This window comes from Nitratireductor sp. GZWM139 (assembly GCF_030068685.1).
Taxonomy (GTDB): domain Bacteria; phylum Pseudomonadota; class Alphaproteobacteria; order Rhizobiales; family Rhizobiaceae; genus Nitratireductor; species Nitratireductor aquimarinus.
On record NZ_JAMQML010000001.1, the window covers coordinates 122410 to 140988 of the forward strand.

The 18579-nt window shown below is 61.9% G+C and carries 19 protein-coding genes; 12 read left to right on the forward strand and 7 right to left on the reverse strand.

Annotated elements, in window-relative coordinates:
• Position 1: 1 nt before the first annotated feature.
• Positions 2 to 1420: a metalloprotease TldD gene (gene tldD, locus NDI72_RS00565; protein ID WP_206993742.1), complete on the reverse strand. Its 1419-nt coding sequence runs from the start codon at positions 1418 to 1420 to the stop codon at positions 2 to 4.
• 95 nt (positions 1421 to 1515) lie between these two features.
• The gene (locus NDI72_RS00570; protein ID WP_224873325.1) at positions 1516 to 1986 is read right to left on the reverse strand and encodes an invasion associated locus B family protein; all 471 of its coding nucleotides are present in this window, start codon (positions 1984 to 1986) and stop codon (positions 1516 to 1518) included.
• 395 nt (positions 1987 to 2381) lie between these two features.
• Here NDI72_RS00570 and coxB point away from each other — a divergent pair, with 395 nt between their 5' ends.
• From coxB to rnhA, 11 genes are all read left to right on the forward strand, one after another.
• The gene (gene coxB / locus NDI72_RS00575) at positions 2382 to 3242 is read left to right on the forward strand and encodes a cytochrome c oxidase subunit II (protein WP_162742254.1); all 861 of its coding nucleotides are present in this window, start codon (positions 2382 to 2384) and stop codon (positions 3240 to 3242) included.
• Positions 3243 to 3280: 38 nt separating this feature from the next.
• Positions 3281 to 4933 carry a cytochrome c oxidase subunit I gene (ctaD, locus tag NDI72_RS00580; RefSeq protein ID WP_113154526.1) on the forward strand — a complete coding sequence of 551 codons (1653 nt, stop codon included), beginning with the start codon at positions 3281 to 3283 and terminating at the stop codon, positions 4931 to 4933.
• An 86-nt stretch (positions 4934 to 5019) separates the two neighbouring features.
• Positions 5020 to 5958 carry a heme o synthase gene (locus NDI72_RS00585; protein ID WP_113154527.1) on the forward strand — a complete coding sequence of 313 codons (939 nt, stop codon included), beginning with the start codon at positions 5020 to 5022 and terminating at the stop codon, positions 5956 to 5958.
• Between the two features lie 10 nt (positions 5959 to 5968).
• On the forward strand, positions 5969 to 6124 hold the full coding sequence (locus tag NDI72_RS00590; RefSeq protein WP_204360791.1) for a cytochrome c oxidase system small membrane protein: 156 nt from the start codon (positions 5969 to 5971) through the stop codon (positions 6122 to 6124).
• A gap of 7 nt (positions 6125 to 6131) precedes the next feature.
• Complete coding sequence (locus NDI72_RS00595) at positions 6132 to 6746, forward strand: cytochrome c oxidase assembly protein (RefSeq protein ID WP_113154528.1); 615 nt, start codon at positions 6132 to 6134, stop codon at positions 6744 to 6746.
• A gap of 1 nt (position 6747) precedes the next feature.
• Entirely contained in the window at positions 6748 to 7632 is an 885-nt protein-coding gene (locus NDI72_RS00600; RefSeq protein WP_206547253.1) for a cytochrome c oxidase subunit 3, read from the forward strand.
• A 198-nt stretch (positions 7633 to 7830) separates the two neighbouring features.
• Positions 7831 to 8247 carry a DUF983 domain-containing protein gene (locus NDI72_RS00605; protein WP_113154530.1) on the forward strand — a complete coding sequence of 139 codons (417 nt, stop codon included), beginning with the start codon at positions 7831 to 7833 and terminating at the stop codon, positions 8245 to 8247.
• Complete coding sequence (locus NDI72_RS00610; RefSeq protein WP_283799260.1) at positions 8247 to 8999, forward strand: SURF1 family protein; 753 nt, start codon at positions 8247 to 8249, stop codon at positions 8997 to 8999. The genes NDI72_RS00605 and NDI72_RS00610 overlap by 1 nt, the downstream gene beginning before the upstream one ends.
• A gap of 49 nt (positions 9000 to 9048) precedes the next feature.
• Positions 9049 to 10062 (forward strand): 4-hydroxy-3-methylbut-2-enyl diphosphate reductase, encoded by a 1014-nt coding sequence (ispH, locus tag NDI72_RS00615; protein ID WP_113154532.1) that lies wholly within the window; start codon positions 9049 to 9051, stop codon positions 10060 to 10062.
• Positions 10063 to 10064: 2 nt separating this feature from the next.
• On the forward strand, positions 10065 to 11033 hold the full coding sequence (locus NDI72_RS00620; protein ID WP_113154533.1) for a homoserine kinase: 969 nt from the start codon (positions 10065 to 10067) through the stop codon (positions 11031 to 11033).
• Positions 11030 to 11476 (forward strand): ribonuclease HI, encoded by a 447-nt coding sequence (rnhA, locus tag NDI72_RS00625; protein ID WP_113154534.1) that lies wholly within the window; start codon positions 11030 to 11032, stop codon positions 11474 to 11476. Before NDI72_RS00620 ends, rnhA begins: the two co-directional genes overlap by 4 nt.
• 80 nt (positions 11477 to 11556) lie before the next feature.
• Here rnhA and NDI72_RS00630 read toward each other — a convergent pair whose 3' ends face one another.
• Together NDI72_RS00630 and NDI72_RS00635 are read right to left on the reverse strand one after the other, a co-directional pair.
• Complete coding sequence (locus NDI72_RS00630) at positions 11557 to 12048, reverse strand: peroxiredoxin (protein WP_206545852.1); 492 nt, start codon at positions 12046 to 12048, stop codon at positions 11557 to 11559.
• 36 nt (positions 12049 to 12084) lie between these two features.
• Positions 12085 to 12882 carry a protein-disulfide reductase DsbD domain-containing protein gene (locus NDI72_RS00635; RefSeq protein WP_283799261.1) on the reverse strand — a complete coding sequence of 266 codons (798 nt, stop codon included), beginning with the start codon at positions 12880 to 12882 and terminating at the stop codon, positions 12085 to 12087.
• Between the two features lie 175 nt (positions 12883 to 13057).
• On the opposite strand from NDI72_RS00635, the gene NDI72_RS00640 reads away from it, so the two are divergent.
• Complete coding sequence (locus tag NDI72_RS00640; protein WP_283799262.1) at positions 13058 to 13639, forward strand: YqgE/AlgH family protein; 582 nt, start codon at positions 13058 to 13060, stop codon at positions 13637 to 13639.
• 127 nt (positions 13640 to 13766) lie between these two features.
• Here NDI72_RS00640 and NDI72_RS00645 read toward each other — a convergent pair whose 3' ends face one another.
• The 3 genes from NDI72_RS00645 to NDI72_RS00655 all read right to left on the reverse strand — a co-directional run bounded on the left by NDI72_RS00645 (position 13767) and on the right by NDI72_RS00655 (position 18570).
• Entirely contained in the window at positions 13767 to 16580 is a 2814-nt protein-coding gene (locus NDI72_RS00645) for an EAL domain-containing protein (RefSeq protein WP_206546027.1), read from the reverse strand.
• An 80-nt stretch (positions 16581 to 16660) separates the two neighbouring features.
• The gene (locus tag NDI72_RS00650) at positions 16661 to 17263 is read right to left on the reverse strand and encodes a GNAT family N-acetyltransferase (protein WP_113154538.1); all 603 of its coding nucleotides are present in this window, start codon (positions 17261 to 17263) and stop codon (positions 16661 to 16663) included.
• 14 nt (positions 17264 to 17277) lie between these two features.
• Positions 17278 to 18570, reverse strand: coding sequence for a M16 family metallopeptidase (locus tag NDI72_RS00655; protein ID WP_206545854.1), 1293 nt, complete (start codon positions 18568 to 18570; stop codon positions 17278 to 17280).
• Positions 18571 to 18579: the final 9 nt, after the last annotated feature.

The window sequence follows — 18579 nt, forward strand, 5'->3', positions numbered from 1 at the left end:
ATCAGGTCTGCGTGCCGCCCACGGTCATCTGGTCCATACGCAGATGCGGCTGGCCGACGCCCACGGGCACGCCTTGTCCGGCCTTGCCGCACATGCCGATGCCATTGTCGAGGCTCATGTCGTTGCCGACCATGGAAACGCGGTGCATGGCGTCCGGGCCATTGCCGATCAGCATGGCGCCCTTCACCGGCTGGGTCACCTTGCCGTCTTCGATCATGTAGGCCTCGGTGCAGCCGAACACGAACTTGCCGGATGTGATGTCCACCTGACCGCCGCCGAAGGAAACGGCGTAGATGCCTTTCTTCACAGAGGCGATGATTTCCTCGGGCGTCCTGTCGCCGCTGGTCATGTAGGTATTGGTCATGCGCGGCATGGGCTCATGCGCATAGGATTCGCGCCGGCCATTGCCGGTGGCCGCCATGCCCATGAGGCGGGCGTTCTGGCGGTCCTGCATGTAGCCGACCAGCTTGCCGTCCTCGATCAGCACGTTGCGTCCGGTGGGCGTGCCTTCATCGTCGATGGTGAGGGAGCCGCGCCGTTCCGAAATCGTGCCGTCATCCACCACAGTCACGCCACGGGCGGCGACCTGCTCGCCCAGAAGCCCGGCGAAAGCGGAGGTTTTCTTGCGGTTGAAGTCGCCTTCGAGCCCGTGGCCAACGGCCTCGTGCAGCATCACGCCCGGCCAGCCATTGGCGAGCACGATGTCGAACGTGCCGGCAGGCGAGGGGACGGCCTCAAGATTGACGAGCGCCTGACGCAGCGCCTCGCTGGCGGCGAACTGCCAGGAATCTTCTGCAAGGAATTCGCCAAAGCTCTTGCGTCCGCCCATGCCGTAGGAGCCGGTCTCCTGCCGGTCGCCATCGCCGACCATGACAGACACATTGACCCGGACGAGAGGGCGGATATCGCGCGCGATCTGGCCGTCGGCGCGCAGAATTTCCACATGCTGCCAGGAGGCGGCAAGCGAGGCCGAGACCTGGCGCACGCGCGCATCCTTTGCCCGCAACCAGCCGTCGATTTCCTGCAAAAGCTTCGCTTTTTCCTCGAAACCGGGCGAAACGATCGGATTTTCGTCACCGTAAAGCCGCTGATTCGTCCCGGCGGGGGCGGCGGCCAGTTTTCCAGAATAACCGTCCTTGACGGTGGAAACGGCATCGGCGGCGCGGCGCAGGGCCGCTTCCGACAATTCGCTCGAATGCGCGTAGCCCGAAGCCTCGCCGGCGACGGCCCGCAGGCCAAAGCCCTGATCGGTGTTGAAATTGGCGGTTTTCAGCCTACCATCATCGAAGACGAGCGCTTCTCCTTCCCGGTATTCGAGAAAGAGTTCCCCGTCATCCGCGCCGCGGATCGTGTCGGAAACGAGAGATTTGAGTCGTTCGGCCGAGCAGTCGAACGCATCAAGCAGCGATTTGGCGGTCATGAACAATATCCTGTCGAAACTCTCTTCCATTTAGGGAAGAGAGCGCGTGCAATCCAGTGGTGATCCGGCAGCGGTTCAGACAGGCGGTCGTGAGATTACTTCGGCAGGGCGTCGAAACCGGCGGCAAAACCGTTCAGATCGACGGGAATGCCAATGCCTTCCTCCGGCGTCTGGAAGACGATGAAGGTGGCCGACTGACCGGACTTGAAGGTCTCGACGAGCTGATCCTCGAGGATCACCTCGGCGTAGCAGCCGTCCTGGAAGCAGCGCACGAAATAGGCCCGGCCGATGTCCTTGCCGTCCACATTGAGGCCAAGCCCGTTGGGAAGGAGGACGCCAAGCGGCGCAAGAACGCGCAGGATTTCCGCCTTTCCGTCGGCGGTGCGCAGAACAACGACCGAAAGCCCCATCTCGGGACGGTCTTCGGCAACCACGTTCTGCATCATGGCGCACTGTTCGCTGGAAGCGCCGGCCGGCGTGTCGCAGAGGATAGACCACGCGCCATGGGTGGAGCGCACCGTTCCGCTTTGCTGGGCCTGAGCGCCCAGTACGGGAAAGACGGTCATCGCGAGCGCTGCCGCGGCGCATTTGAGGAAGGACATACTCATTGTTCCTGGCTCCCGTACGAATCAGGACAATTTATCCTGCGTTTGCAGTTGGCGAAAAGGGACTGAGTCAGCAAAGATTGGGATAACCTGTTTATGCGGGGACAAAGAAAACAATTGCGTATGATTCCGACGGAAATGGGACGCTTGGACGCTTTGTGGTATTGCACTTTGATGAAGGACGGCGCTATGAGCCTGCCGATGGGGGTGCAAAAATGCCGCACGTGGCATTTCGCGCCCGCCTTGCGGTTCAAATAAGAGTATGTTTTGAACGCGCCTATAAAAAGCCAGAATTCCCTTTGCGGCAAAATCGAACGGTCGGTTTTGTCGTGTCGCCACGGGAGATGACGAGGGTTATGAAGAATATCGCTGTTGGCCTTGCCACTCTGCCGTTTCTCGCCACGGGCGCCGTTGCTGCGCAACCCGAGCCCTGGCAGATGCGCTTTCAACCCGCCGCCACCGGCATCATGCGGGAGATCACCTGGTTCGAGGAATACACTCTGTGGTTCATCGTACCGATCACCATCCTTGTCACGCTGCTGCTGGCCTGGTGCATTGTGCGTTTCCGCGCAAAAGCCAATCCGACGCCGTCGCGGACCAGCCACAACACGCTGATCGAGGTCGTCTGGACCGTCGGCCCCGTGATCGTGCTCCTGTTCCTCGCGGTCCCGTCCTTCCAGCTTCTGACGGCGCAGTACACGCCCAAGGAAGAGCCGGCCATCACCATCAAGGCGACCGGCGTCCAGTGGTACTGGGATTACGAATACCAGCTCGAAGAGCCGCTTTCCTTCAGCTCGCTGATGCTGAAAGAAGACGAGCGCGCTTCGGCAGGCAAGGAAGACAAGGCGGAATATCCGCGTCTTCTGGCAGTCGACAATGAGATCGTCGTTCCGGTGGACACCACCGTTCGCGTTCTCGTGACGGCCAGCGACGTGATCCACGCCTTCGCCATGCCGGCCTTTGGCGTCAAGGTCGATGCGGTTCCCGGCCGTATCAACGAGACCTGGTTCAAGGCTGAGAAAGAAGGCCTTTATTACGGTCAGTGTTCCGAGCTTTGCGGCAAGGACCATGCCTACATGCCGATCGCCATCCGCGTCGTGGCGCAAGACCAATATGACACCTGGGTTGCAGCAGCAGGCGAGGATCTCGCCGGCGCCAATAAGGCGCTGATGGCTGCAGTCGAGGGCAATACGAAAGTTGCGTCTGCAGGCGAATGAGCCGGTAGACGTCCAGAGAGGAAATGGAGCGGTAGGAAATGGCAGGCGCTACAACCCAAGACGCCCATGGCGAACACAAGCCAACCGGATGGACCCGGTGGGTTTACTCCACCAACCACAAGGACATCGGTACGCTCTACCTGATCTTCGCCATCTTCGCAGGCGTCGTCGGCGGCTTCCTGTCCGTTATGATGCGCTGGGAACTGGCTGAGCCGGGCATTCAGATCTTCCACGGTCTTGCCGCGATGGTCTACGGCTACGAAGGCGATGCAGCCATCGACGCCGGCAAGCACATGTACAATGTGTTCACCACCGCGCACGGCCTCGTCATGATCTTCTTCATGGTCATGCCGGCGCTGATCGGCGGCTTCGCCAACTGGATGATCCCGATCATGATCGGTGCGCCTGACATGGCGTTCCCGCGCATGAACAACATCTCGTTCTGGCTTCTGCCCCCGGCCTTCATTCTTTTGATGATGTCGCTCTTCGTTCAGGGCCCGGCCGGCGCTTACGGCACCGGTGGCGGCTGGACGATCTATCCGCCGCTTTCGACCTCCGGTCAGCCCGGACCCGCAATGGACCTCGCCATTCTGTCGATCCACATTGCCGGTGCTTCGTCGATCCTCGGTGCGATCAACTTCATCACCACGATCTTCAACATGCGCGCTCCGGGCATGACGCTGCACAAGATGCCGCTGTTTGCCTGGTCGGTGCTGATCACCGCCTTCCTGCTGCTCCTGTCGCTCCCGGTTCTGGCCGGCGGCATCACCATGCTTCTGACGGACCGCAACTTCGGCACGACCTTCTTCGCGCCTGAGGGCGGCGGCGACCCGATCCTGTTCCAGCACCTGTTCTGGTTCTTCGGTCACCCGGAAGTGTACATTCTGATCCTGCCCGGCTTCGGCATTGTCAGCCACATCGTGTCGACCTTCTCGAAGAAGCCGATCTTCGGTTACCTCGGCATGGCCTACGCCATGGTCGCCATCGGCGCAGTCGGCTTCATCGTGTGGGCACACCACATGTACACGACCGGCCTGTCGCTCGACACGCAGCGTTACTTCGTGTTCGCAACGATGGTCATCGCGGTGCCAACCGGCGTGAAGATCTTCTCGTGGGTTGCCACCATGTGGGGCGGCTCCATCGAGTTCCGCACGCCGATGATCTGGGCAATCGCCTTCATCTTCCTGTTCACCATCGGCGGCGTGACGGGCGTTCAGCTCGCCAATGCCGGTCTGGACCGGGCCATGCACGACACCTACTACGTGGTCGCACACTTCCATTACGTGCTGTCCATGGGCGCCGTGTTCGCGATCTTCGCGGCCTGGTACTACTGGTTCCCGAAGATGACCGGCTACATGTACAACTCGTTCATCGCCCGCATCCACTTCTGGATCACCTTCATTGGCGTGAACATCATCTTCTTCCCGCAGCACTTCCTGGGTCTGGCCGGCATGCCGCGCCGCTACATCGACTACCCGGATGCGTTCGCGGGCTGGAACCTGGTTTCCTCCTACGGCTCCTACATCTCTTTCGTGGGTGTCCTGGTGTTCCTGTATGGCGTGTTCGAGGCATTCGCCAAGAAGCGTCCGGCTGGCGCCAATCCGTGGGGCGAGGGCGCAACGACGCTCGAGTGGCAGCTTTCTTCGCCGCCGCCGTTCCACCAGTGGGAGCAGCTGCCGAAGATCCGCTGATCGCAGGCAGTTCGTAACGAGTAAAGGCTGCGCGGCCTTCCGCAGAGACGGGCCGCGCAGCCGAATTAATGAAACAAGGGCACGACATGGCGCTGGTTGACCAAGAGCAGATGGAAGACACGGCTTACCGCCTTTCCGAGGCGGCGCCGGGCGATTTCATTGCGCTGTTGAAGCCGCGCGTCATGTCCCTTGTGGTGTTCACCGCCTTTGTCGGCCTGGCCATGGCGCCGGGCGTTACCAACCCGCTGCTGGCGGTGATCTCCATCGCCGCAATCGCGGTTGGAGCCGGGGCATCGGGCGCGCTGAACATGTGGTACGACGCCGATATCGACGCGGTCATGGGGCGCACCGCGCGCCGCCCGGTTCCGGCCGGCCGCGTGACGGCGGGCGAGGCTCTTGGCTTCGGTCTGGTGCTCTCCGCATTTTCGGTGGCCACGCTCGGCCTGATGGCCAACTGGACGGCAGCGGCGCTGCTGGCCTTCACGATTTTCTTCTATGCCGTGGTCTACACGATGTGGCTGAAGCGCTCGACGCCGCAGAACATCGTCATCGGTGGCGCTGCAGGCGCGCTGCCGCCGGTTGTAGGCTGGGCTGCGGTGACCGGTACGGTCAGCATGGAAAGCCTCGTGCTTTTCCTCATCATCTTCCTCTGGACGCCGCCGCATTTCTGGGCGCTGGCCCTGTTCAAGTCCGGTGACTATGAGCGGGCGGGCATTCCCATGTTGCCCAATGTTGCGGGACATGCGGCGACCAAGAAACAGATCTTCATTTACGCCCTGCTTCTGGCCGTGAGCGGTCTCCTGCCGGTGGTCGCCGGCTTTGCGACCCTCGTCTACGGGGTCGTGGCCGCCGTTCTGGGCGTGGGCTTTGTGTGGTATTCCTGGCAGGTGCTGCGGATGCCGGAGAGTGACACGGCCATGAAGCCCGCCAAGGCGCTGTTCGGCTACTCGCTCCTGTATCTTTTCGTGCTGTTTACGGCACTTCTGGTCGACCGGCTGCTCGTCAGCCTCGGCCTGGTTTTCTGAGGTGGCTTTGATGGACAAGGATTTCGTCAAACCGACCGAAGCTCAGCTGAAGGCGCGCCGCAAGCGCTCCGTCGCGCTTGCCATTGCGCTCGCTGCTTTCGTCGTCATCGTCTATATCGGCAGCCTGGCCAAGATCGGCCCCGGTCTGTTCGAGCGCGGCATGTAGGTGTGACATGAGCAGCGAAACCACAGACCGGGAAAAGAAGGCGGGCAACCGCAACCGCACGGCAGCGATCGTATGCTGCGCGGTCGTTGGCGGCATGGTGGGCATGGCCTACGCAGCCGTGCCGCTCTACCAGCTTTTCTGTCAGGTGACGGGCTACGGGGGCACGACGCAGCGCGTCGAGCAGTATTCCGACACCATTCTGGACCGGACGATCACGGTGCGTTTCGACGCAAACACCAATGGTGTGCCGTGGGAGTTCAAGCCGGTGCAGCGCGACATCACGCTGCGCCTGGGCGAAACGAAGCAGATTTCCTACGTTTCGCGCAATCTGGCTGACTACCCCACCTGGGGCACGGCGACGTTCAATGTGTCGCCACCGCAGGCGGGCGCTTATTTCAACAAGGTTGAGTGCTTCTGCTTTACCGAACAGGAGTTGCAACCCGGCGAGTCCTATGACATGCCGGTCGTGTTCTTTGTCGACCCGGAGATCGTCAACGTGCCCGAACTTAAAGACCTTAAAACAATTACGCTTTCCTACACATTCTTCCCGCTTGAGAAGAAGGCGCCGGTCGTTGCCGCGCCCAAAACAAACACCAATCAGAACGAAAATCTCGGGGGCTGACATGGCCGACGCGCACGCAAAACATCATGACTATCACATCATCGATCCCAGCCCGTGGCCCTTCTTGGGTTCGCTGGGCGCCCTGGTCATGTCCATCGGCGGCATCGCCTGGATGAAGGCCCTGAACGGGACCGATTTCACGATCTTCGGCTTCGATCTCGCCGCAAGCAATTACTGGCTGTTCCTGATCGGCCTCTTCATCGTGCTCTTCACCATGTATTCGTGGTGGGCGGACACGATCCAGGAGGGCCGCGAGGGCCATCACACGCGTGTTGTGGCGCTTCACCTGCGCTATGGCATGATCATGTTCATCGCTTCGGAGCTGATGTTCTTCGTGGCATGGTTCTGGGCGTTCTTCGACGCCAGCCTGTTCCCGGGCGAGCTGGTTCAGGAGACGCGCGCCGAATTCACCGGCGGAACCTGGCCGCCCGTCGGCGTCGAGGTTCTCGATCCCTTCCACCTGCCGCTGTACAACACGATCATTCTGCTGCTCTCCGGCACGACGGCGACCTGGGCGCACCACGCGCTGCTCGAGAATGACCGCAAGGGCCTCGTCTGGGGTCTGGCGCTGACCGTTGCGCTCGGCGTTCTCTTCTCCGCCGTGCAGATCTACGAGTACATGCACGCACCGTTCGCGTTCGCCGATTCCATCTATGGCGCGACCTTCTACATGGCGACCGGCTTCCACGGCTTCCACGTGTTCATCGGCACGATCTTCCTGCTGGTGTGCCTGCTGCGCGCAATGGCTGGCGACTTCTCGCCCGAGCGCCACTTCGCTTTCGAGGCGGCTGCCTGGTACTGGCACTTCGTTGACGTTGTCTGGCTGTTCCTCTTCGTCTTCATCTATGTCTGGGCCTCTTCGGGCGCGACGATCGCACATATGTAATCCCGCCCAGTGGGGGAACATGGAAACGGCCGGGGAGACCCGGCCGTTTTCTTTTTTGGGGCGCAATTTGCCTGTAGCGGTGAAACCCTTCGCGCTGCGACAGGGCGAGGCGTCGACCCGACCGGGCCGACTGTGTTAAGCGGCTTTATCAAACGCCCAACCGCGATGGGGCGGGGCTGCAATCCGGATTGGATGTGAATGACGGTGCCTGAGAACAATGAGCGTGGCGACGAACCTGTCGTCGACAAGGCCATCTGGCCACCGGTCGATCCCGTGAGTGCGGGGCTCGGCGGACGGTGTCCGCGGTGTGGGGAAGGGCGGCTCTTCTCCGGCTTTCTGACCGTGGGGCGCGGGTGCCACAATTGCGGTCTGGATTACAGCTTTGCCGATGCCGGCGATGGACCGGCCGTGTTCGTCATTCTGATCATCGGCTTTCTCATCGTCGGGCTGGCGCTCTGGATGGAGGTTTCGCTCGGACCGTCGCTCTGGGTGCATTTCCTTCTGTGGATCCCGCTGGCGATCGTTCTGTGCCTGACGGCGCTGCGGCTCATGAAAGGGCTGCTGATCGCACTGCAATACCGCAACAAGGCTGCTCAGGGAGAGCTGGACCAGTAATGGCCGCATCGGAAACGACTGCATTCCGCCGGTCTGGCATGACCTGGCTTCTGCTTCTGCTGAGCCTTGTGGTGCTTGCCTGTGTTCTGGCGCTCGGCACCTGGCAGGTGCAACGGCTCTACTGGAAGGAAGCGCTGATCGCGCAGATCGAAGAGCGGATCAATGCGGATCCCGTCGATCTGGAGAGCATGGAGCGGATCTATGCCGAGAGCGGTGATGTGGAATACCGCCCGCTCCAGGTGGAGGGGGCGTTCCGGCACACGGGCGAGCGCCATTATTTTGCGACCTGGAAGGGGCAGTCGGGCTATTTCGTCCACACGCCGCTTAAGCTTGACGATGGCCGCTTCATCTTCGTCAATCGCGGGTTCGTTCCGTTCGACCGCAAGGACGCCGAGGCACGCGCCGAAGGGCAGGTGGTCGGCGGTGTGCGGGTTGCCGGACTGGCGCGCAACGGCATTGAGGAAAAGCCGTCCTTCATCGTTCCCGAGAATGACGAAGCCAAGAACATCTTCTACTGGAAGGATCTGAAGGCAATGGCGACAACGGCCGGGCTGCCCGAGGCCTCGCGCGTGCTGCCATTTTATATGGATGCCGATGATTCGCCCAATCCCGGCGGTCTGCCCGTGGGCGGCGTGACGCGCATCGACCTTCCCAACAGCCATCTGCAATATGCGATCACCTGGTACGGGCTGGCGGTGGCGCTTTGCGGGGTGCTGTTTGTCTGGTGGCGGAGAAATCGCCGGCGCTCTTGACATTGACCGCCTGACACCGCCAATTCCGGCCCGAGCAAGGGGAAGACAGATGACGGCTGCCGATATGACAAAACAGAAGCTGACGGTGCGGCTTTGCGGTCCGCGTGGTTTCTGCGCGGGCGTTGACCGCGCTATCCAGATCGTTGTTCTGGCCCTGAAGAAATACGGGGCTCCGGTCTATGTGCGCCACGAGATCGTGCACAATCGCTATGTGGTGGAGGGCCTGCAGGAACGCGGCGCCGTGTTCATCGAAGAGCTGAACGAGATCCCCGAGGAACACCGCGACAGCCCGGTCGTGTTCTCCGCGCATGGCGTGCCGAAATCGGTGCCCGCCGATGCGCAGAACCGCAACCTGTTCTATCTCGACGCCACGTGCCCGCTCGTTTCCAAGGTGCACAAGCAGGCCATGCGGCACCACCGGCTTGGCCGGCACGTGCTTCTGATCGGCCATGCGGGCCATCCCGAGGTGATCGGCACGATGGGGCAGCTGCCGGAAGGCACGGTGACGCTGGTGGAAACCGTGGAAGGCGCGAACGCGCTGGTGCGCCCGGAAGGGGTGGAGCTTGGCTTCGTCAGCCAGACGACGCTTTCGGTGGAGGATACGGCGGACATTCTGAAGGCGCTTGAAGAGCGTTTTCCGGATCTGCATGCACCGGCAGCCGAATCCATCTGCTACGCCACCACGAACCGCCAGGAGGCGGTGAAGAAGGCTGCGCCGGGGGCGGACCTGTTTCTGGTCGTTGGCGCGCCGAACTCCTCCAATTCGCGCCGTTTGGTGGAAGTGGCGGAGCGCGCCGGCGCAAAGCGCTCGCTGCTCGTGCAGCGCGCGTCCGAGATCCCGTGGGACGAGGTGGGCGGCATTCGCGTGCTCGGCCTTTCGGCTGGCGCTTCTGCCCCCGAGATCATCGTCAACGAAATCATCGATGCGTTCGGCGAGCGCTTTGACATCAATGTCGAGCTCGCGATCACGGCCGAGGAGACGGAGAATTTCCCCGTCATGCGCGCCATCAGGGACGTGGAATTGACCAGCGCCGACATGGCCTTTGTGAACGGCAACGCATAAGCATGGCAGTCTATACGGATATTACCGAACTCGAACTCGGTGCGCTCCTGAAGGAATACGACGTCGGTGACCTGCTCTCCTACAAGGGCATTGCCGAGGGGTCGGAAAACTCCAACTACATGCTGCACACGTCGAAGGCGGCTTTCATCCTGACGCTTTATGAGCGGCGGGTGGAGCGCTCGGACCTGCCGTTCTTTCTGGGGCTGATGGAGCATCTGGCGCAGAATGGCGTGAACTGCCCGCTGCCGGTGCACCGGCGCGATGGTGTGGTGGTGAGCGAGATTGCCGAACGGCCTGCTGCGCTGATCACCTTTCTGGAAGGGATGTGGCTGCGGAAGCCCGCGCCAAGGCACTGCCGCGAAGTGGGCAAGGCGATGGCCGGCATGCATCTCGCCGGGCAGGGCTTTGAGCTGACGCGGCCCAATGCGCTGACGGTGGGCGACTGGCGTCCGCTCTGGGAGAAGGCAAAGCCGCGCGCCGACGAAGTGGAGCCGGGGCTGGTGTCCGAAGTGGAGGCCGATCTGGCCGCTCTGACGGCAGGCTGGCCGCAGGATCTGCCCACCGGCATCATCCATGCCGATCTCTTTCCCGACAATGTGTTCTTCCTCGGCGACGAGGTGTCGGGCATCATCGATTTCTATTTCGCCTGCAATGATCTCCTGGCCTATGACATCGCCACCTGCCTGAATGCATGGTGCTTTGAGGCGGATGGTTCCTACAATCTGACCAAGGGAACGGCGCTGCTCGAGGGCTATCAGTCCGTGCGGCCGCTGGAGCAGGCCGAGATTGCGGCGCTGCCGCTTCTGGCGCGCGGTTCGGCGCTGCGCTTCATGCTGACGCGGCTCTATGACTGGCTGACGATCCCTGACGGCGCGCTGGTGAACAAGCGCGACCCGATGGAATATGTGCGCCGTCTGCGCTTCCACCGGCAAATCAGCTCACCTTCGGAATATGGGATCGGCATAAAGTGACAAGCGTGGAAATTTACACCGACGGAGCCTGCTCGGGAAATCCGGGGCCGGGCGGCTGGGGCGCGCTGCTGCGCTTCAACGGCACGGAAAAGGAACTGTCGGGCGGCGAAGCCGAGACCACGAACAACCGGATGGAGCTTCAGGCGGCCATCGAGGCGCTGAGTGCGCTCAAGCGGCCCTGCGACGTCGATCTCTACACGGACAGTGTTTATGTGCGCGACGGCATTTCCGGCTGGATCGAGGGCTGGAAGCGCAATGGCTGGAAAACGGCTGCCAAGAAGCCGGTGAAGAATGCCGAACTCTGGCAGGCGCTGGACGAGGCGCGCCGCCGCCACCAGATCAAATGGCACTGGGTGAAGGGCCATGCGGGCCACCCCGAGAACGAGCGCGCCGACGCTCTGGCGCGGGCCGGCATGGAGCCGTTCAAGAAGAACCGCCGCTGAGGCGCGAAGCGCTGCGGGCAGGCGCCCATTGACGCAAAAAGGCCGGCCGAGATGTCTCGACCGGCCTTTTCCATTCAGTATCAGGCCTGAAGCTGTTCAAGGATACGGGCGGCGCCGCTGGTCTCGGCCTCGCCGGGATTTTCCTCGACATTGATGGTTTTCACCACGCCGTCTTCGACAATCATCGAGTAGCGCTTGGAGCGGCTGCCAAGACCGGCGACCGACAGGTCGATGTCGAGGCCGAGCGCCTTGGTGAAATCGCCATTGCCATCGGCGATGAAGGTGATCTTGTCCTGCGCGCCGGTGAAGCCCGCCCAGGCCTTCATGACGAACGCGTCATTGACCGAGACAACGGCAATGTCATCCGCGCCGCGCGAACGGATTGCATCGCCGTTCTCGACGAAGCCCGGCAGATGGCTGTTGCTGCAGGTCGGAGTGAAGGCACCCGGAACGCCGAAGACGACGATCCTGCGACCGGCGAAGAAATCAGGCGTTGCGACATCCGTCGCGCCATCTCCCTCAACCTTCTTGAAGGTGATCTCGGGAATGCGATCGCCAACCGATACTTTCATCTGGGACTCCTGAAAAACGTTTAAAATCAAATTGTTTTAGGGGATTTCGAATTCCCCCATGACGGCTTTCTCGCCGGCCGTCAGCGTATATATAAGAGCGCTGCCTTCAAGTTTCCCGCCTGCGTCATCGAATATTTCAACAACGAAGTTTGCCTTCTCATTCTTCTGTTCTGCGAGCTTCGGTGTGCCCAGATGGCGCGACAGGCTGTGGTCGATGAAAAGAAGAGGAGACTGTGCGCCTTCAGGCAGGCTGGCGGTCAGGGTCAGCGCGTCGGCGCTGCGGCTGATATGCGTTATCCCGAAGCCCGCGCCGGCAGGGGCCGGCAGGTGTGCAAAGGCGCGCTCAACGGCGAGCGCGTCGGCGGCGTTATCGGCATCTGCCCCGGGATCGAACAGGAAAGACGCCTGAAAGGGAATGCAGATCGTTTCGCAGATGCCCAGAAACACGTCAGCGTCGATCAGCGCCACGGCGTCCGGCCGGTCCATCGTGAAGGTGACGGGGAGCGATACGGAGTGTTTGTAGCCCGCCCATGTCACATCGCCGTCCTGAATGCGCTGTGGCGGCGGAAACTGCATGTCGACTGCGCTGACATGGGTGCTGCGCGAAACATCAAGCTGCGGCGGGATGCCCGCCGTACCGGGGTTGCGCCAGTAAGTCTTCCAGCCGGGCTTGAGTTCGATCTCCAGCGCGCCTTTGAGACGCCCCCCGGCGTCGGGCAGGCCGCTGGTGACGATGCGCACGGCCCCGCCCTCGCTCTGCTGCCACTGGCTGGAAGCGGAGAGGGCAGGCGTAGCCAGAAACAGGGGCAATGCGAGCGCGATGTGTCGAATCATGGATGAAGAGTGCAGCGGCGCGGTTCGGGCGGCAACACACGCTTACGCGCACTGGCATCATAAATGCGTGAGCGCTGGGCCGGTCCGGGAATACATCCGCCTTTCAAGCTTCATGAAAACGCGCTAGGCTGTCTGCATGGAAATTTAGGGTGAAATCCAAGGGTATAGCAAGGGAATGACGGGACTTCCGTATCTGGAAAACCACTTCCTGATCGCGATGCCGGGCATGCGCGACGAGCGTTTTGCGCGCGCAGTCATCTATCTGTGCGCCCATAGCGAGGAAGGCGCGATGGGGCTGATCATCAATCAGCCACAGCAGCTCGCCTTTCCAGACATTCTGGTGCAGCTCGGCATTCTGGAGCAATCCGAAGCCATCCGGCTTCCGCAGGAAGCGCGCGACATGCCGGTGCGCAATGGCGGTCCTGTCGACCGCAGCCGCGGTTTCGTTCTCCATACGGATGACTATGTTGTGGAATCCTCCATGCCCGTTTCCGAAAGCATCTGCCTGACCGCGACGGTCGACATGCTGCGGGCCATTTCGCTCGGGCAGGGGCCGCGCCACGCGCTGATGGCGCTCGGCTATGCCGGATGGGGCGCAGGCCAGCTTGAGATGGAGATCGGCGAGAATGGCTGGCTCACATGTCCGGCCACGCCACAGCTCGTTTTTGAAGGTGATCTCGAGCACAAATATGAAGGCGTTCTCGCCACGATCGGTGTCGATGCGGCCAAGCTGAGCCAAGTGGCAGGCCACGCCTGAAGCGGCTCATCGTTTCATGAAAATTGCCGGGCGGGTCGCCGCCCGTTTCATACCGGGTCATCCCGGGCTTATGCATGAAGCCCGGGAAGGAGAGCGTTTGTCGCTCTCTTGAGGCGCATGTTTCGCCTTATGACCTTGCAGCAGTCGTGTGCTCGAAGAGGAGCCTGTCGGTGGCTTCTGCATCTGCGGGCTCGCCGAAGATGAAGCTCTGCGCGTAATCGCATCCCATTTCCGCAAGCTGTGCTGCGTCCTGCTCGTCGACCACGCCTTCGGCGACGACCGAGAGTTCGAGCTCCTGCGCCATGCGCACCATGGAACGGACGAGAACGAGCCCACGGGGGCTGTGATCTTCCAAGAAGCGGCGGTCGATCTTGATCGTGTCGAACGGGAAGCTGGAGAGATAGGAGAGGGACGAATACCCGGTTCCGAAGTCGTCCAGCGACAGGCCGATGCCGATTTTCCTGAGCTTCTGGAGCACATGGGCGGATTGCTCGGGATTGTCCATGACGATCGATTCGGTGAGTTCGAGCCGGAAGCCTTCCGGCCGGATGCCGGAGCGCGCGATGACGGAACGGACGTCGCCGACAAGATCGCGCCGGATGAGCTGGCGGCTTGAAAGATTGACCGAGACGAAGAGCGGCGTGTCCCTGAACTGCTTCTGCCAGCGATAGAGGTCTTCTGCCGATTTCTGCATTGCGAAGTGGCCAAGCTGAACGATCAGGCCTGAACTTTCGGCAATCGGAATGAAGTCCGAGGGAGAAATGGCGCCACGGCGGGGGTGATCCCAGCGCAGGAGCGCTTCAAAGCCCGCAATGGAACGGTCTTCAAGGCGGATGATCGGCTGATAGACGAGCTTGAGCTCGGAGCGCTCGATGGCGCGGCGCAGGTCCGATTCCATGCGCAGGCGGTTGTTGTCGATGGAGCGGAATGCCGGGCGGAATGGTTCGATGCGGTCGCCGCCAAACCGCTTGGCCTGATACATGGCCAGCTCGGCGTCCTTCAGCATCTCCTCGGCCGACTCCTGCGTGGCAGTCCAGGAAATCAGGCCGATGGAGGAAGTGAGCACGATTTCGCGGCGGGCGAAGGTGACCGGCGTGCGGATCGCCTGTTTCACCGCATCGGCAACGGCGGCGATGCGCGCGGGCTCCTGCTCGGACAGAAGGATCATGGCGAACTGATCGCCGGAAAGACGGCACAGCGAATCGCGCGGCTTGAGCAGGCGATGGAGCCGGCGCGCGATGGTGAGCAGGATCGTGTCGCCGACCGAGATGCCAAGCTCGTCATTGACCTGCTTGAAGCGGTCGATGTCGATGACGAATACGGTGGGGCGCACCTGCTGTTCGGTGCGTGCGATGGAGATGATCGCGTCGAGCCGGTTCAGGAACAGTTCGCGGCTGGGCAGGCCCGTCAGATTGTCGTGGACGGCGTCGTGCAGGAGGCGCTCTTCCGCCTTCTTCTGCTCGGTCACGTCGACCATGGTGCCGACGCAGCGGATGACCTCGCCATCAGAGCCGATCACGGGGCGGGCGCGCAGATCAAACCAGTGATAGTGACCATCGGCGCCGCGCAGGCGGAAGCTCTGCGAGATGCGGCCGCGGCGCTGCTCCAGAACCACGTCGAGCGTGGTGCGGAACGTGTCGCGGTCTTCGGTGTGCAGGTTCGACAGCCAGTCGCGGGCAGGGCCGTGAAGCGCCCCCACGGGCAGGCCGAGCTGGCGGCTGACATCGGGCCGGGTGATGATGCGGTCGCGCGAAACGTCCCAGTCCCAGACCACGTCGCCGGAACCGGAAATGGCGAGCGCCTGGCGCTCCATATCGCTGAACAGGCCCTGGAAGAGCGCACCGCCGGCAAAGGCGTGCTGCATGACCGTGAAGCCGATGAGAAGGATGATCAGGATCAGGCCGCCGCCGATGGCCGGCTGCACGATGTCGTTGTCGAGAACGCCCGTTATGGCCATCCAGGAGGCGACCATCCAGGCGATGATCATCACCCAGCTTGGCACCAGCATGATGGCGCGGTCATAACCCTGAATGCTGAGATAGACGATGATGCCGAGACCGACCACGGCGGTGGCCGCAAAGGAGATGCGCGCGATGCCGGCGGCGGCGGCGGGATCGATGATGGCGAAACCGGCAATGATGCCAAGCCCCAGAACCCAGGCGAGCAGGCCGTAGCTGAAATGGTCGTGCCAGCGATTGAGGTTGAGATAGGCGAAGAGGAAGATGACCAGCGTGGCGGCAAGGCCGACTTCGGTGCTGGCGCGCCAGATCTGCTCATTGCCGGGCGTGATCTCGATGACCTTGCTCAGGAAGCCGAAATCGATGGAGATATAGGCCAGGACCGCCCAGGCGAGCGCTGCGGTGGCCGGGAACATCGAGGTGCCCTTGACCACGAACAGGATGGTGAGGAAGAGGGCCAGCAGACCGGCAATGCCAAGGACGATGCCGCGGAACAGCGTGTAGGCGTTCACCGTGTCCTTGTATGCGCCGGGATCCCAAAGATAGATCTGTGGCAGGTTCGGCGAGGAAAGCTCGGCGACGAAGGTGACGACCGAACCGGGGTTGAGCGTGACGCGGAATTCATCGGCATCGGCACTTTCCTGACGGTCGAGCGTGAAGCCGGAGCTGGGCGTGATCGCCGCGATGCGCTGGGAGCCGAGATCGGGCCAGATGAGGCCGGAGCCGACCAGACGGAAATGCGGGGCGACAATCAGGCGGTCGAGCTGCTGATCCGTCGTGTTGGCGAGCGCAAAGACCGCCCAGTCGCCGGTGGAGCGCTCATCCTGGGCTTCCACCTCGATGCGTCGCACAATGCCATCGACATCCGGCGCCGTGGACACCTGAAACGCTTCGCCCTGACCACGATAGATCTCCACCGCGCCCGAGAGGTCGAGCGCCACGTCGTCGCGTGCAATCTTGATCGGCTCGATGGCGTGCGCCATGCCGATTGAGGACACAAGAGCGATGACAATGGCGGCGATGGTCGCAAGGGATGCGAAGAAGTTTGAGCGCGACAAGGAAATCAGCCTCGTGTTTCTAATGCAGGCACATGACGCTCCTCGGCGACCAGCGCATAAAGACAGTGATCACGCCAAGAACCGTTGATCCTGAGATAGGACCTGAGCAGGCCTTCGCGCTGAAATCCGGCTTTTTCAAGTAAACCGACAGATCGTTTGTTGTTTGGAATACAGGCCGCTTCCAGACGGTGCAACCGCAAGGTCTCGAATGCAAAGGGAATGATGAGACGCACCGCAGCAAGCATCATGCCGCGTCCCGCATAACGCTCGCCCATCCAGTAACCGATACTTGCGGTCTGGGCGACGCCGCGGCGGATGTTCGACATGGTGATGCCGCCGGCAAGCGCACCGGTCCCGGCATCGAAAACGAAGAAACTGACACCGGTGCCATTGTCATATTCGCTGCGATAGCGCCTCAACCGGTGTCGAAAGGCGCTTCTGGACAGCTCGTCAAAGGCCCAGCTCGGCTCCCATGGCACGAGGAAATTGCGGCTTTCCTCGCGCAGTGCCGCCCACTCCGCATGATCGGACATGACAGGTCCCCTGAGGAACACTGTTTCGCCCTTGAGCGCCGGAGGCGGGCGGCGGAAGAAGGGCACGTCCAACATATGGCGGGGCGGTCCTACACGGCGAGTTTGCGCGGCATGGGCCCCTGATCGGTAAGTGCGTCCTGGATCGTCTCGAACGGTGCGAGCGTGCCCACGGGGCCGATGGCCGCGAGGGTTGGCTTGGAGGTGAAGAGACGCTGAGACAGGTCCGTCAGGCGGTCCACGGTGAGGTTGGAAAGGCGGTCCATCAGCTCGTCCACGTCGATGGGACGACCGTAAAGCAGAAGCTGGCGGGCGATCTGCGATGCGCGGCTGGCGGGGTTTTCCCGCGCCATCATCAGGCCTGCGCGATACTGGGCGCGGGCCCGGTCAAGCTCGTCCTGACCGATGCTCTGGCCGGCTTTCTGCAATTCGCCCAGAAGAAGGGGAACGAGTTCCTCGATGTCGCTCTTTCCGGTGGCGGCGTGGATGCCGAAAATGCCGGAATCGGAAAAGCCCCAGTGGAAGGCGTAGACCGAGTAGCACAGGCCGTGCTTCTCGCGCACTTCCTGGAACAGGCGGGACGACATGCCGCCGCCGAGAATGGTGGAGAGCACCTGTGAGGCATAGAAGTCGCGCATGTGGTAGGCGCGGCCCTCAAAGCCGAGGATGATCTGCGCATCCATCAGATCGCGGTGTTCGCGGAAATCACCGCCCACATAGTGCGCATATTGCGGAGCAACGCCTTCGGCCTTGCTGCGGAAGCTGCCCAGACGGTTTTCCACCTCGCGCACGAAATCCTCGTGCTTCAGGCCGCCAGCGGCGACAATGACCATGCGGTCAGCGGAATATTGCCGCTCAAGGAAGCCGCGCAGCTGATCGGAGGTGAAGGACTGGACGGTTTCGGGCGTGCCGAGAACCGAGCGGCCAAGCGCCTGGTGGCGGAAAGCGGTTTCGGTGAACCGGTCGAAGACGATGTCGTCGGGAATGTCGTGCGCAGCGCCGATCTCCTGGAGGATCACGTGCTGTTCGCGCTCAAGCTCATGGGGATCGAACTTGGAATCGGTCAGGATGTCGGAAAGGAGTTCGACGGCCAGCGGCATGTCTGCGCTGAGAACACGCGCGAAGAACGCGGTGGTCTCGACGCTGGTCGCGGCGTTGATCTCTCCGCCAACATCCTCGATGTCTGTCGCAATCTGGCGAGCGGTGCGCTTGCTCGTGCCCTTGAACGCCATGTGTTCAAGGAGATGCGCGATACCGTGCTCGTTCTCATACTCGTTGCGCGAGCCGGATTTGACCCAGATGCCCAGCGCAACGGTTTCCAGATGTGGCAGGGTTTCGGTGGCGACCGTCAGGCCGTTCGACAGACGGCTTACCTCAACACCCATATTGACGTG